Below are 13,664 nucleotides of genomic sequence, written 5' to 3' on the forward strand. Positions count from 1 at the left end.
GAGAGTAAGGACAATGACTGAGGCAACGACACCTGAGCTGTCGCCGCACCTGAAGGACTTGGAAAACGAGTCCATCCACATCATCCGCGAGGTGGCAGGGCAGTTCGACAAAATCGGCCTGCTGTTCTCCGGCGGCAAGGATTCGTGCGTGGTGCTGGAGCTTGCGCGCCGCGCCTTCCACCCAGCCGCCATGCCGATAGAGCTTTTGCACGTGGACACCGGGCACAACTTCCCCGAGGTGATCCAGTTCCGCGACGAGATCGTGGAAAAGCACGGGCTGCGCCTGCGCGTGGCGCACGTGCAGGACTGGATTGACCGCGGCGACCTGCAGGAGCGCCCCGACGGCACCCGCAACCCGCTGCAGACCGTGCCGCTGGTGGAAACCATCGCCGAGGTGGGCTACAACGCAGTGCTCGGCGGTGCGCGCCGCGACGAGGAGCGTGCGCGTGCGAAGGAGCGAGTGTTCTCCGTGCGCGACTCCTTCGGTGGCTGGGACCCGCGCCGCCAGCGCCCGGAGCTGTGGGACCTGTACAACGGCGCGACCCTTCCCGGCGAAAACGTGCGCGTGTTCCCCATCTCCAACTGGACAGAAGCAGACGTCTGGGAGTACATCGGCGCGCGCGGGATTGCGCTGCCGTCGATCTACTTCGCCCACGACCGCGAGGTGTTCGGCCGCGACGGCATGTGGCTCACACCCGGCGAGTGGGGCGGCCCGCGCGAGGGCGAGGAGCTGGAAACCCGCCGCGTGCGCTACCGCACCGTGGGCGACATGTCCTGCACCGGCGCCGTCGACTCGAACGCCGCCACGATCGACGAGGTGCTCGTAGAGATCGCCAACTCCACCCTCACCGAGCGCGGCGCCACCCGCGCCGATGACCGCCTGAGCGAATCCGCCATGGAAGACCGCAAGAAGGAAGGCTACTTCTGATGACTGCTCCCACCACAGCAACGGCCGCTATCGCCGACCGCGAGACCCTGCGCCTGTGCACCGCCGGCTCCGTCGACGACGGCAAGTCCACCTTCGTGGGACGCCTGCTGCACGACACGAAGTCCGTGCTCGCGGACCAGCTCGCGTCCGTGGAGCGCACCAGCGCCGATAGGGGCTTCGAGGGCCTGGACCTTTCCTTGCTTGTCGACGGCCTCCGGGCCGAACGCGAGCAGGGCATCACCATCGACGTGGCCTACCGCTACTTCGCCACCGACAAGCGCACATTCATCCTCGCCGACACCCCGGGCCACGTGCAGTACACCCGCAACACGGTGACCGGCATGTCCACCTCCCAGGTGGTCGTGCTGCTGGTGGACGCGCGCAACGGCGTGGTCGAGCAGACCATCCGCCACCTCACCGTGGCCAAGCTGCTGGGCGTGCGCACCGTGATCCTGGCGGTAAACAAGATCGACTTGGTGGGCTACTCGGAGGAGACCTTCAACGAGATCAAGGCCGCCTTCGACGCGAAGGCCTCCGAGCTGGACATCGAGGACCCGCACGTGGTGCCGATCTCCGCGCTCAAGGGAGACAACGTCGCCGAGCACAGTGCCGAGACCCCCTGGTACACCGGCCAAACCGTCCTTGAGCTTTTGGAGACCATTCCGGTCAACCACGGCCGAGCGGACGACCTGGACTTCCGCTTCCACATCCAGTACGTACTGCGCGAGCACTCTTCCGACTACCGCGCCTACGCGGGCCGCGTGAATGCGGGATCCATCTCGGTGGGTGACGAGATCCTCGCGCCTCACGGCCGTACCACCACCGTGGCCGGCATCGACACCTCCGACGGCCCGGTGGACACCGCTCACGCCGGCGACTCGATCGCCCTGCGCCTGGCCGACGAGATCGACCTCACCCGCGGCGACCTTCTGGCCTCGAACACCCGGCCGGAAGGCACACGGGAGTTCCACGCCACCGTGGTGGGGCTGACCGAGAAAGAGCTGCGCGCGGGCCAGGCGGTGAAGCTGCGCATCGGCACCGCGTTCGTGCGGGCGCGGGTGGCCAGCGTCGACCGGGTGCTCGACATCGACGGCGCGGCCGGCGACAACACCGCCCCGGAGGCGGTGGCGCTCAACGAGATCGCGCACGTGACCATCCAGACCGCCGACGAGCTGCCGGTGGAGCCTTACGCCGCCCGCGGCGCGGTGGGCAACTTCCTGCTCGTGGACCAGTCCTCCGGCAACACGCTCGCCGCCGGCCTGGTCGGAACCAGGTTGCGGTAGGGGATCAATCATGACCGCGCTGATCACCCTCTCCCACGGCTCGCGCCACCCGCGCGCCAAGGAAGGCATCCGCGCGCTCACCGAGGCCGCCGCCTCTCAGCTCGGCGTGGAGTGGGCGGACGCCCACCTCGAGTTCGACACCCCCACCCTCGCCGACGCCGCCCGGGAACTCGCGCGCGCCGGGCACCGCGAAGCGGTCGTGGTACCGCTCCTGTTCACCCGAGCGTTTCACGCCAAAGTTGACGTGCCGGAGGCCGTGCGGCTGGCCGGCGAACACATGCGAGTGGTCCTCGCCGAACCACTCGGCACCGGCGAGGACATAGCGGACGTGCTGGCCAGCCGCGTCCCCGCAGACGCCAGCCGGGTGGTGCTCTACCCGGTAGGCACCTCCAACGAGGAGCAGGCGAAAAGGTACGAGGCGCTGGCAAGGGCCGTCGAGAAGCACACTGCTCGCCCGACGGCCGTGGTCGCCGCAACACGCGGCGGCACCGACGCGCTCCAGGAACTGGCCCCATTCCACCTCCTGCCGCTGTTTGTCACGCACGGCACGCTTCTCGACTCGGCGTACCGCGCACTCCCGAAAGGGTGCACCGCATCCGAACCGCTGACCACCGCGCTCGCAGGCGTGGTGGCACACCGTTACCTCCAGAAAGAGAAAGCTCATGTACAAGCTTGAGACGCTGGTGCTGATCGCACTGGCAGGCCTTGCCGCGCAACTCGTCGACGGCGGGCTGGGCATGGGCTTCGGCGTGACGTCCACGACCATGCTGATCATGCTCGCCGGGCTCACTCCGGCGGCAGCATCCGCAGTGGTGCACACCGCCGAGTTGGGCACCACACTCGCCTCCGGCATCGCCCACACCCGCTTCGGCAACGTAGATTGGCGAACCGCCTTTTCCATTGGCATCCCCGGCGCCATCGGTGCCTTCGCTGGTTCGACGATCCTGGTGAGGCTGTCTACAGAGGCGGCGAAGCCGATTATGTCGCTCATCCTCGCGCTGATCGGGCTGAACCTCGTGCTCCGCTTCGCCAGGGGATTGACGCAGCGCAAGTTGGATGCGAAGCCGCACTCCCGCGGCTTCCTCGCCGGCCTTGGCCTATTCGGAGGCTTCGTTGACGCTACCGGCGGTGGCGGGTGGGGCCCTGTGACCACCTCCACCCTGATGTCCGCGGGCCGTGCTGAACCGCGCCGCATCGTCGGCACCGTCAACACCGCCGAGTTTTTGGTTACCCTCGCCGCAACCCTCGGCTTCGCCATCGGCATGTGGGAGGACCTCGTGGCTAATCTCGCCGCGGTCCTGGCGCTGCTGGCCGGCGGTGTCATTGCGGCCCCAATCGCCGCGTGGGTGGTCAACCGCATGAACCCCATTGCACTCGGCGGGGTGGTGGGCACCCTCATCGTCTTCCTCAACCTGCCGGTGGTGCTGAAGTTCGCCGGTGTGACCGACGGGCTCGTCTTCGTCCGCATCGCGATCCTCGTTATCGGCGGAGCGCTGTCGGTTCGCGGCGTGCGTAAGGCGCGGGAAAACTCGCGGGCCGCCTCAGAGCGCGAGGGCGTCACGGTGGTGGAGCCGCAGCCTGCGCGCCTAACATAGGCAAACATGTCAGAACTGCTCATCGTCGCGGCCATGAAAGAAGAGGCCGCGAACATCATGTCCGGCGGAGACCACGAGGTGCTGATCACCGGCATTGGCACTTTGCCGGCCGCGATCTCCCTGACCCGCCGCCTGTCGGATGGCCCGCTGCCGGAGCGGGTGATCAACGTCGGCACCGCTGGCGCGCTGGTGGACTTGGAGCCCGGCGTTTACGAGGTCTCCGATGCCGTCAAGCACGACTTCAAGGTCGGCGGGACCTCCGATCTCACGGACTTTGTCTACCCGCGCTGGTTCTCTTTTGCACCGCTGACCGATCTGCCCAAGGCGAAGCTCGCTACCGGTGACGCGTTTGTGAACCGCTCCGACCTGCGCGACGAGCTCGCCCGCGAATGCCAGCTTGTGGACATGGAGGGCTACGCGCTCGCCGCTGTCTGCTCGACCTTCGGCGTGCCGCTGACGCTGCTCAAGCAGGTTTCGGACTCCGCAGACGAGTCCGCCTCCGAGGTGTGGGAGGCCGCCTTGGAGCGCGCCCGGGTCGAGCTCGAGCAGGCTGTGCGTGAACACCTTCGCTGAAGACGCGGGGATTCGGCTCCGCAACGAGCCTGAACCCCTCTACCAACTGTTGGTCCTGTGCATGCTGCAGGCCAAACCCATCCGTGCCACAGTGGCCGTCGGTGCCGCCCGCGGCCTCTTCGACGCAGGCCTGACCACCCCCGCCGCACTGCTAGCCGCGCCCCGTGAGCGGCTCATCCGCATCTTCGGCGCCGCCGGCTACGCGCGCTACGACGAATCTTCCGCCACCCGGTTGCGCGCCATGTCGCAGCTGCTTATCGACGAGCATTCTGCCGACCTCCGCACCCTGCGCGACACCGCCCCGAAATCCCTGCAGGCCTTCGACGGTGTGGGCCCTGCCTGCGCCACCATGTTCGCCCGTGAGGCCCAAGGCGTGTGGCCGGAGCTCGCCCCCGTCTTTGACAAGAAAGCCCTGCAGGGTGCCGCCAAGCTCGGCCTGCCCCAAGACCCGGAGGAGCTTGCCGCGCTGGTCTCCGAAGCTCCGGGTTCCCCAAGCTCGACCGACATCCCCGCGGGTGCCCTGGTGGACTTGCCCACCTTCGCGGCCTACCTGGTCAAGGTCGCCCTCGGCACCGGCTGACGTCTGAGGTTCGCGCGTGGTATAGCAGCAGGGCGTGGCCTGCTATACCGTCCGGTGTCCTCGGTAGAGTATCTCCAGGTGGTAATGAAAATCATGGTCAGTAAGGCGCGGATGGTATAGCGGCCCGTCCTTGCTGCTATACCATCCGCGCTTTCAGGTGGCGCTTGCGCTGTTGTGGCACTAGCAGATCCGCGCTCCGAGGTGATAGGCACGAAAAAACCCGCCGGCGCAGGGCCAGCGGGCAGTGGGCGGCGGGCTGTGGTGGGCTCGCGCGCCAGGGGAGGGGCGAACTACTTCGCAAACTCCTCGATGAGCTTGGCGTTGAACGCCGGCAGGTCATCCGGGGTGCGCGAGGAGATGAAGCCGGAGTCGACCACAACTTCCTCGTCGACCCAGTTGGCGCCCGCGTTGACCAGGTCGGTCTTCACATTGGCCACAGAGGTGAGCTTCACGCCCTTGAGCAGGTCGGCCTCGGTGAGGATCCAGCCGCCGTGGCAGATCACGCCGATCGGCTTGCCTGCGTCCTTGAACGCCTTGACTAATGCGACGGCGTCGGCGTCGGTGCGGATGGTGTCCGCGTTGACGGTGCCGCCGGGGAGGATCAGTGCGTCAAACTCGTCGGCGGAAGCCTCTGCCGTCTTCGCGTTGACGGCTACCTTCGCGCCCTTCTTCCCCTCGATCTCGCCACCTTCGGTGGAGATGACCTTGGTGGTCGCACCAGCGGACTCAACAGCCTCCTTCGGGGAGGTCAACTCCGAATCCTCGAACCCGTCGGTGGCGATGATCGCGATGTTCTTGCCGTTGAGGTCGGCCACGGTAACGTCCTTTCGTCAAGAAGCAATTACGGCACCCGACTGTACACTTATTTTTCGCCCTCGAGCGCGCGCGTGCGGCCCGGGACTTCGGTGTCCGGCTTAGTGGGAACCGCCTCGCCGCTCAACGGGACGCGGGTGGAGCCCAGCCCCTCTTTCACCGGAACCTTGGTGTTCGGCCTCTCCCGCTTGGCCATGCGCATCATGTGGTCGCGCACGGCAAGGAAGGACTCCTTGGAATCCATGGTCTGGGTCTGCTGGGTGGCCAGCTGTATTTCATCTGCGGTGATTTCCCCGGAACGCAGCGACACCATCTCCGCCCAGTAGCGCAGCCACACAGCGGCGACGGCTGCGACCGGCACCGCGAGGAAAGCGCCGACGATGCCGAACAGGGTGCCGCCCACCGCCACCGCGAGCAGCACCACCGCGGCGTGGAGGCCCATCGCCTGGGACTGCAGGATCGGAGAGAGCACGTTGCCCTCCAACTGCTGGACCGCGATGATGAGGATGAGCACGAACACCGCGTTCATGAACCCGTTGGACACCAGCGCGATGATCACGGCCAGGGCGCCGGCGGACACAGCACCGACGATGGGGATGAAGCCGGCGAAGAACGTGACCACGGCCAGCACCGGCCACAGCGGCACGCCCAGGAAGAGCAGGCCGAGGCCGATAAAGACGGCGTCCACCATGGATACGATGGCCTGGGTGCGGATGAAGCCGGACAGCGTGTTCCAGGATCGCATGCACACCTCGGTGAGGTGCCAGCCCGCGCGCACACCGGTGTACTTGCGCACCCACGGCAGGAACCGGTCGCCGTCCTTGAGGAAGAAGAACAGCAGCACCAGGGTCAGAGCCAGCGTGGTGCCCACCGACGTGATCACGCCGATGCCGGAGAAAACACCGGAAGCGATGTTGGAGGCCTGCCCCTTCGCAAACGCGGTGGCTTGGTCAACGGCTTGCTGGATGCGCTCCGGCTCCAGGAACGTGAAATCCTGCTGCTTCAGCCACTCGACGATCTGGTTGATGCCCTGCTCCGCCTGACGCCCCAGCTCGGTGCCCTGCGTCTTCACTGTCGGAGCCATCGCGGCGATGATGCCCCCGATGATGCCGAAGGAGCCGATGAGCGTGATGAACACGGCCAGGGCTGCGGGGACTTTGTGGTTGCGCATCCAGCGCACCGGGGGCCACAGCACGGTGGCCACGATCAAGGCGAGCAAGATGGGCAGCAGGCCCATCCAGACCCACTTGAGCAGGTACAGCAGGATCGCGGTGGCGGCGACGACGATGATGAAGCGCAGCGCCCACGCTGCGGCGGTGCGGCCGTCTGCGGCGATGATGTCTCCCCGGTCGATCGGCTCGTTGGAGAGCTCCTGGGCCGCGTCGGCCGGGGTGGGCAGCATCTCGACGTCGTCCACCGCGGTGTCCAGCGCGCCCACGTATTCGTTGTTGTTCTGATCAGTCACCCGGTCATTGTGGCAGAAGTCAAGGTAATTGCCTATGTGGGGAGGTCCGAAGGGGCGTCGATAGTAAAATTGCTCTAGACCACAGGGGTGAGAGTGTGTAATCTGGGCCACAATTAACTCCCTACCCATGAAAGGCCTGGACATGACCATCTACCCCAACCCTGGCACCGAGGGCTCGAACGTTAACTACCGCAAGCGCTACGACAACTACATCGGCGGCGACTGGGTCGCACCCGTGGACGGCGAATACTTTGACAACATCACCCCTGTCACCGGCGAGGTGTTCTGTCAGGTCGCCCGCGGCAAGGAAGCGGACATCAACTTGGCACTGGACGCCGCGCACAAGGCCGCACCCGCCTGGGGTGCGACCTCCCCACAAGACCGCGCGCTGGTGCTGCTGAAGATCGCGGACCGCATGGAGGAGCACCTCGAGGAGCTTGCGGTGGCGGAGACGTGGGAAAATGGCAAGGCGGTACGCGAGACGCTTGCCGCCGACATCCCGCTGGCCATCGACCATTTCCGCTACTTCGCTGGTGCCCTTCGCGCGCAGGAGGGGCGATTGAGCCAGATTGACGGGGATATGGTCGCCTACCACTTCAACGAACCACTCGGCGTGGTCGGCCAAATCATCCCGTGGAACTTTCCGCTGCTCATGGCTGCTTGGAAGCTCGCCCCGGCACTGGCTGCGGGTAACGCGATTGTGCTCAAGCCTGCCGAGCAAACTCCGGCGTCGATTCTGTACCTGATGGACCTTGTCGGCGATCTGATCCCCGCGGGTGTGCTCAACGTTGTCAACGGACACGGCAGCGAAGCGGGCGCTGCGCTTTCTGGCTCCGACCGCATTGCCAAGATCGCCTTCACGGGCTCTACCGAGGTGGGCAAGATCATTAACAAAGCGGCCGCGGACAAGATCATCCCGGTCACTCTGGAGCTGGGTGGCAAGTCTCCGTCGCTCTTCTTTGAAGACATCTTTGACAAGGACGACGATTTCAAGAAGAAGGCGATCGAGGGGTTCGCCATGTTCGCGCTCAACCAGGGTGAGGTGTGCACCTGCCCGTCGCGCGCGCTGGTGCAGGAATCCATCGCGGATGAGTTCTTGGAGCTCGGCGTGCAGCGGGTGAAAAACATCAAAACCGGCAACCCGCTGGACACCGAGACCATGATGGGCGCGCAAGCCTCCACCGAGCAGATGAACAAGATCCAGGAGTACCTGGAGCTCGGACCGAAGGAGGGCGCTGAGGTACTTACTGGCGGCGGTGTCAACAGAATTGAGGGCCTGGAAAACGGCATGTACATCGAGCCCACAGTGTTCAAGGGCACCAACGACATGCGCATCTTCCAGGAAGAGATCTTCGGCCCAGTCATGTCCGTGACCACCTTCAAGGACTTCGATGAGGCGATCACGATTGCCAACGACACCATCTACGGCCTCGGTGCCGGTGTGTGGGCCCGCTCGGGCACCACGGCATACAAAGCGGGCCGCGCCATCCAAGCTGGTCGCGTGTGGGTGAACCAGTACCACACCTACCCTGCCCACGCCGCGTTCGGCGGCTACAAGCAGTCCGGCCTTGGCCGTGAGACGCACTTGATGATGCTGGGCCACTACCAGCAGACCAAGAACCTCCTTGTGTCCTACTCCGAGCAGGAGACTGGCTTGTTCTAGGCAGTTGCTTATCGACGATTGCACCTCCGGTTGTGCCCGCAACCGGAGGTTTTTCGTGTGCCCTGAGCTGGGCGGATGAAAAAGTTGCGCGGAGCGGGAACAACTTTGGTTAAAGGGCCGTTGTTACCCATGAGTGCGACAGACTCAACAATGTCATCGCCGGTGTTATAGTGGTGGCCGTCAAGTTGAGTCGCAGCACATCAACTTACTGATAAACCACATCTCAACAGGAGGAATAACTCTTATGGCACGTGCAGTTGGTATCGACCTTGGCACCACGAACTCGGTCGTCTCCGTCCTCGAGGGCGGAGAGCCGGTTGTTATCGCAAACGCTGAGGGTTCCCGCACGACCCCGTCCGTCGTCGCCTTTGCCAAGAACGGCGAGGTTCTGGTCGGCCAGTCCGCAAAGAACCAGGCGGTGACCAACGTCGACCGCACGATCCGTTCCGTCAAGCGCCACATGGGCGAGGACTGGACCGTCAATATCGACGACAAGAATTACACCCCGCAGGAGATCTCCGCCCGCACCCTGCAAAAGCTGAAGCGCGACGCAGAGGCGTACCTGGGTGAGGAAGTCACCGAAGCTGTGATTACCGTCCCGGCCTACTTCGAGGACGCACAGCGTCAGGCCACCAAGGAGGCCGGCCAGATTGCGGGTCTGGACGTACTCCGCATTGTCAACGAGCCGACCGCTGCTGCGCTGGCATACGGCCTGGATAAGAACGAGAAGGAAGAGACCATCCTGGTCTTCGACCTCGGTGGCGGCACCTTCGACGTGTCCCTGCTGGAGATCGGCGACGGTGTTGTCGAGGTGCTCGCAACCGCCGGCGACAACGAGCTCGGCGGCGACGACTGGGATAACCGCATCGTGGACTGGCTGGTAGACAAGTTCAAGTCCCAGAACGGTGTGGACCTGTCTAAGGACAAGATGGCCATGCAGCGCCTGCGTGAGGCAGCGGAGAAGGCGAAGATTGAGCTGTCTTCCGCACAGCAGGCATCCATCAACCTGCCGTACATCACGGTGGACTCTGAAAAGAACCCGCTGTTCTTGGACGAGACGTTGACCCGCACCGAGTTCCAGAAGATCACCTCCGATCTGCTGGACCGCACCAAGACCCCGTTCAACCAGGTTGTGAAGGACGCAGGCATGTCCGTCGGCGACATCGACCACGTGGTTCTGGTCGGTGGCTCCACCCGTATGCCGGCCGTGTCCGATCTGGTCAAGGAGCTCACCAGCAAAGAGCCGAACAAGTCCGTGAACCCGGACGAGGTCGTGGCCCTCGGTGCTGCGCTCCAGGCAGGTGTCCTGCGCGGCGACGTGAAGGACGTGCTGCTGCTGGACGTCACCCCGCTGTCCCTCGGTATTGAGACCAAGGGTGGTGTGATGACCAAGCTGATCGAGCGCAACACCACCATCCCGACGAAGCGCTCGGAGACCTTCACCACGGCCGAGGACAACCAGCCGTCCGTGCAGATTCAGGTCTTCCAGGGCGAGCGCGAGATCGCATCCGCGAACAAGCTGCTCGGTTCCTTCGAACTCGCAGGCATCGCTCCGGCACCGCGCGGCGTCCCGCAGATCGAAGTCACCTTCGACATCGACGCCAACGGCATCGTGTCCGTGTCCGCCAAGGACAAGGCCACCGGCAAAGAGAACACGATCAAGATCCAGGAAGGCTCCGGTCTCTCCGATGAAGAGATCGATCGCATGATCAAGGATGCCGAAGCTCACGCGGACGAGGACAAGAAGCGCCGCGAGGAGCAGGAGACCCGCAACAACGCGGAGACCATGGCGTACCAGACCCGCAAGTTCATGGAGGAAAACGGCGAAAAGCTGCCGGAAGACGTCAAGGGCCGCGTGACCGAGGCTGCTGACGCCGTGGACGAGGCGCTGAAGGGCGAGGACCTGGATGCCATCAAGTCCGCAGTGGAGAAGCTGACCACCGAGTCCCAGGCGATGGGTACCGCGCTCTACGAGGCCCAGGCCAACGAGGGCGCTACCCAGGCTGACGCGCCGGCCGGCGACGACAACGTGGTTGACGCCGAGGTTGTTGAGGACGACGACGCGGCTGACTCCGAGTCCGACAACAAGTAACCCGACTACGCCAGAAGGAGGCGACGTCTGATGACGAACCCCCAGAACGAGCAAATGCCGGATAACCCGGGCGCTCCGGAGTCCACAGACGAGCAGTACGTGTCCCCCGACCAGGCCGAAACGCTTGCGGATGAGGCTGCGGAATCTGAGGCGCTCGCCGCGGACGAGGATCCCCTCTTAGCCGCCGACGCGGAGCTCGAAGACGCGGCTGAAATCGCCGACGCCGAGGTCAACCCGGACGCGGACGGCGGCGGCGCTGTCAGCGACATCGAGCTCCAGCTCGCCGAGCGTACGGAGTCCCTGCAGCGCGTCAGCGCCGAATACGCGAACTACCGCCGCCGCACGGAGCGTGAACGCAGCCAAGCGGGCGACAACGCCAAGGCCAAGTTCGCCACCCAGTTGCTGCCGCTGTTGGACGATTTGGATCTGGCAGAGCAGCACGGCGACCTGGCCGAGGGACCGCTGAAGGCCTTCGCCGACAAGTTCCGCACCATCGTGGCGGGTCAGGGCATCAAAGAGTTCGGTGCCGAGGGTGACGAGTTCAACCCGGAGATACACGAAGCAGTGCAGGACCTGTCCCAAGGTGACACCAAGGCCGTGGGCACGGTGCTGCGTAAGGGCTACACGATCGGTGACCGCCTGGTGCGCAACGCCATGGTGATCATCGCCGATCCCGCCGAGCCGGCCGACGAGCCAGAAGCCGACACCGCCGAGTAGATACCACGCTCGGAATGTAGGGCCGGGGAATGAGGTAGCGCGACCCACGCGGCCTCTTCCCCGGCTTTTGTACTTAGATGATTTAGTGAACAAACATTATTTAGACGGACTCAACACTCTTGAGACGGAAAGGAGGGTGCGAGATGGCGATGCAACAAGAATGGGCTGACAAGGACTATTACGGCGACTTGGGCGTGAGCTCGTCGGCAAGCGCCGCAGATATTAAGAAGGCCTACCGCAAGCTCGCGCGCGAGAACCACCCGGATTCGCACCCCGGCGACAAAAAGGCCGAGGAGAAGTTCAAGCGGGTGGCCGAGGCGTACGACGTGATCGGCGATGAGCAAAAACGTAAGGAATACGACCAGCTGAAATCCATGATCAGCTCGGGCGGCTTCGGCCGTTTCGGGCGGGGAGGAGGCTCCGGATTTCCCGGCGGGTTTCGCGGCACGGAAGCGGAGTTCGACCTCTCCGACATCTTCGGATCAACCGCTGGTGGACAAGCTGGAGACGGCGGCCTTGGTGATATCTTCGGTGGCTTCTTTGGCGGCCGCGGCGGTGCTGGCAGGAACGCTCGGCCGTCGCGGGGGGCCGACGTCGAAACGGAAATAACCCTCGACTTCCGCGAGGCAGCCAAGGGCACGACCATCCCGGTCGAACTCACCGGTGACGCACCCTGCACCACCTGCCATGGCTCTGGCTCCAAGGACGGGAAGACGCACACCTGCCAGGTGTGTTCCGGATCCGGCTACATCCGCGAGAACTCCGGTGCGTTCGGCATGGCGAGACCGTGCACGAACTGCGGCGGCACCGGCGAGGTCATCGAGGACCCGTGTCCCACCTGTGGCGGCACCGGCACCGTCCGCCGCACCCGGTCCATCACCGTCCGCATTCCTGCGGGCGTAATCGACGGGCAGAAGGTGCGTCTCGCCGGTCAAGGCGAGGCGGGCCCGAACGGCACGCCCGCCGGCGACCTCTTCGTCACCGTGCATGTGCGCAACGACGACGTATTCTCGCGCACCGGCGACGACCTGGAGGTCACCGTCCCGGTTGCGTTCTCGGAGGTAGCGCTCGGCGCGACTATCGCGGTGCCCACTCTGGACAACCCAGTCAAGGTCAAGGTGCCGGCCGGCACCCCGAATGGGCGCACCCTGCGGGTGAAGGGCCGCGGTATTCCGAAGAAGGCCGGCACCGCGGGTGACCTGCTGGTTACCGTCGAGGTAAAGGTGCCGAAGGACTTGGACCCCTCCGCCACGTCCGCTCTGCGTGCGTACGCCCAAGCCGAGAAGGACTCTGGCTTCGACCCGCGCGCCGGGTGGGCAGGCCTCTAGGCCAGAAAGGAGGTGTAGACGATGCCTGAAGATCAGGAGTATTACGTCATCTCCGTCGCCGCTGAGCTGACCGGCATGCACGCGCAAACGCTGCGCACATACGACCGGCTCGGTCTCGTCACGCCGATGCGCACCAAGGGCGGCGGCCGCCGCTACTCCCGCCGCGACATCTCCATGCTGCGCCGCATCCAGTACCTCTCCCAGGAGGAAGGGGTCAACCTCGCCGGCATTAAGACGATCATCGAGCTCTCCGAGCAGATCGAGGAGCTCGAAGGCGAGCTGGAAACCCAGCGCGGCCACAACGAGGAGCTGCGGCGGAAGCTCAACTCCGGTTCGCGCCGGGGCGGGGAGCTGGTGCACGTGCCCCGCTCCACCGCGGTGGTCGCGTGGGAGCCGGCAGCTTCACGACGCCGTCGGCGCTCCGCGCGGTAGCGCCCCGACTGGGAGCAGGCCGGTCCTGCGAAAAGCCGTTGTCTGGCGCGAAAGTCGAGTCCGGGAGGTCGAGTAGGCCCCGATTCGGGAGCGAACTCGACCTCCCGGACTCGACTTTTGCGGCTTGGAAAAGTGCCCCGGACTGTTCACAACCGAACAGCCCGGGGCACTTTTGAAATTCGAAGCGTTTTCACC

General features: G+C 65.0%; 13 protein-coding genes. 11 read left to right on the plus strand and 2 right to left on the minus strand.

Annotated features, from left to right (window positions below; genetic code table 11):
* Window positions 1-13 precede the first annotated feature (13 nt).
* Genes cysD through HMA55_RS08030 form a run of 6 tightly spaced genes read left to right on the plus strand, consistent with a single transcriptional unit; the run spans window position 14 to window position 4,959 of the window.
* A complete protein-coding gene (cysD, locus tag HMA55_RS08005) occupies window positions 14-928 on the plus strand; it encodes a sulfate adenylyltransferase subunit CysD (RefSeq protein WP_181192524.1) in 915 nt (304 codons plus the stop codon).
* On the plus strand, window positions 928-2,211 hold the full coding sequence (locus HMA55_RS08010; protein WP_181192525.1) for a sulfate adenylyltransferase subunit 1: 1,284 nt from the start codon (window positions 928-930) through the stop codon (window positions 2,209-2,211). The genes cysD and HMA55_RS08010 overlap by 1 nt, the downstream gene beginning before the upstream one ends.
* 10 nt (window positions 2,212-2,221) lie before the next feature.
* Complete coding sequence (locus tag HMA55_RS08015) at window positions 2,222-2,887, plus strand: sirohydrochlorin chelatase (RefSeq protein WP_181192526.1); 666 nt, start codon at window positions 2,222-2,224, stop codon at window positions 2,885-2,887.
* Window positions 2,874-3,806, plus strand: coding sequence for a sulfite exporter TauE/SafE family protein (locus tag HMA55_RS08020; protein ID WP_181192527.1), 933 nt, complete (start codon window positions 2,874-2,876; stop codon window positions 3,804-3,806). The genes HMA55_RS08015 and HMA55_RS08020 overlap by 14 nt, the downstream gene beginning before the upstream one ends.
* A 6-nt stretch (window positions 3,807-3,812) precedes the next feature.
* Complete coding sequence (locus HMA55_RS08025) at window positions 3,813-4,379, plus strand: nucleosidase (protein WP_181192528.1); 567 nt, start codon at window positions 3,813-3,815, stop codon at window positions 4,377-4,379.
* Window positions 4,363-4,959, plus strand: coding sequence for an endonuclease (locus tag HMA55_RS08030; RefSeq protein ID WP_235961863.1), 597 nt, complete (start codon window positions 4,363-4,365; stop codon window positions 4,957-4,959). Before HMA55_RS08025 ends, HMA55_RS08030 begins: the two co-directional genes overlap by 17 nt.
* 290 nt (window positions 4,960-5,249) lie before the next feature.
* On the opposite strand, the gene HMA55_RS08035 is transcribed toward HMA55_RS08030, so the two are convergent.
* Complete coding sequence (locus HMA55_RS08035) at window positions 5,250-5,774, minus strand: type 1 glutamine amidotransferase domain-containing protein (protein WP_181192529.1); 525 nt, start codon at window positions 5,772-5,774, stop codon at window positions 5,250-5,252.
* Between the two features lie 47 nt (window positions 5,775-5,821).
* Window positions 5,822-7,174 (minus strand): AI-2E family transporter, encoded by a 1,353-nt coding sequence (locus HMA55_RS08040; protein WP_181192584.1) that lies wholly within the window; start codon window positions 7,172-7,174, stop codon window positions 5,822-5,824.
* Window positions 7,175-7,379: 205 nt separating this feature from the next.
* Between HMA55_RS08040 and exaC the strand changes: the two genes are divergently transcribed.
* The 5 genes from exaC (at window position 7,380) to HMA55_RS08065 (ending at window position 13,469) form a co-directional block, all read left to right on the plus strand.
* The gene (gene exaC / locus HMA55_RS08045; RefSeq protein ID WP_181192585.1) at window positions 7,380-8,900 is read left to right on the plus strand and encodes an acetaldehyde dehydrogenase ExaC; all 1,521 of its coding nucleotides are present in this window, start codon (window positions 7,380-7,382) and stop codon (window positions 8,898-8,900) included.
* A gap of 244 nt (window positions 8,901-9,144) precedes the next feature.
* A complete protein-coding gene (gene dnaK / locus HMA55_RS08050; protein WP_181192530.1) occupies window positions 9,145-10,992 on the plus strand; it encodes a molecular chaperone DnaK in 1,848 nt (615 codons plus the stop codon).
* A gap of 30 nt (window positions 10,993-11,022) precedes the next feature.
* Window positions 11,023-11,709 (plus strand): nucleotide exchange factor GrpE, encoded by a 687-nt coding sequence (gene grpE, locus HMA55_RS08055; protein WP_181192531.1) that lies wholly within the window; start codon window positions 11,023-11,025, stop codon window positions 11,707-11,709.
* Window positions 11,710-11,852: 143 nt separating this feature from the next.
* Entirely contained in the window at window positions 11,853-13,037 is a 1,185-nt protein-coding gene (gene dnaJ / locus HMA55_RS08060; RefSeq protein ID WP_181192532.1) for a molecular chaperone DnaJ, read from the plus strand.
* 21 nt (window positions 13,038-13,058) lie between these two features.
* Window positions 13,059-13,469: a heat shock protein transcriptional repressor HspR gene (locus HMA55_RS08065; protein WP_181192533.1), complete on the plus strand. Its 411-nt coding sequence runs from the start codon at window positions 13,059-13,061 to the stop codon at window positions 13,467-13,469.
* Window positions 13,470-13,664: the final 195 nt, after the last annotated feature.

The organism is Corynebacterium wankanglinii (assembly GCF_013601005.1).
Lineage (GTDB): Bacteria > Actinomycetota > Actinomycetes > Mycobacteriales > Mycobacteriaceae > Corynebacterium > Corynebacterium wankanglinii.

Coding starts and splice junctions, on each gene's coding strand:
- cysD (WP_181192524.1), top strand. CDS start 14: ATGACTGAGGCAACGACACCTGAGCTGTCGCCGCACCTGAAGGACTTG.
- HMA55_RS08010 (WP_181192525.1), top strand. CDS start 928: ATGACTGCTCCCACCACAGCAACGGCCGCTATCGCCGACCGCGAGACC.
- HMA55_RS08015 (WP_181192526.1), top strand. CDS start 2,222: ATGACCGCGCTGATCACCCTCTCCCACGGCTCGCGCCACCCGCGCGCC.
- HMA55_RS08020 (WP_181192527.1), top strand. CDS start 2,874: ATGTACAAGCTTGAGACGCTGGTGCTGATCGCACTGGCAGGCCTTGCC.
- HMA55_RS08025 (WP_181192528.1), top strand. CDS start 3,813: ATGTCAGAACTGCTCATCGTCGCGGCCATGAAAGAAGAGGCCGCGAAC.
- HMA55_RS08040 (WP_181192584.1), bottom strand. CDS start 7,174: ATGCTGCCCACCCCGGCCGACGCGGCCCAGGAGCTCTCCAACGAGCCG.
- exaC (WP_181192585.1), top strand. CDS start 7,380: ATGACCATCTACCCCAACCCTGGCACCGAGGGCTCGAACGTTAACTAC.
- dnaK (WP_181192530.1), top strand. CDS start 9,145: ATGGCACGTGCAGTTGGTATCGACCTTGGCACCACGAACTCGGTCGTC.
- grpE (WP_181192531.1), top strand. CDS start 11,023: ATGACGAACCCCCAGAACGAGCAAATGCCGGATAACCCGGGCGCTCCG.
- dnaJ (WP_181192532.1), top strand. CDS start 11,853: ATGGCGATGCAACAAGAATGGGCTGACAAGGACTATTACGGCGACTTG.
- HMA55_RS08065 (WP_181192533.1), top strand. CDS start 13,059: ATGCCTGAAGATCAGGAGTATTACGTCATCTCCGTCGCCGCTGAGCTG.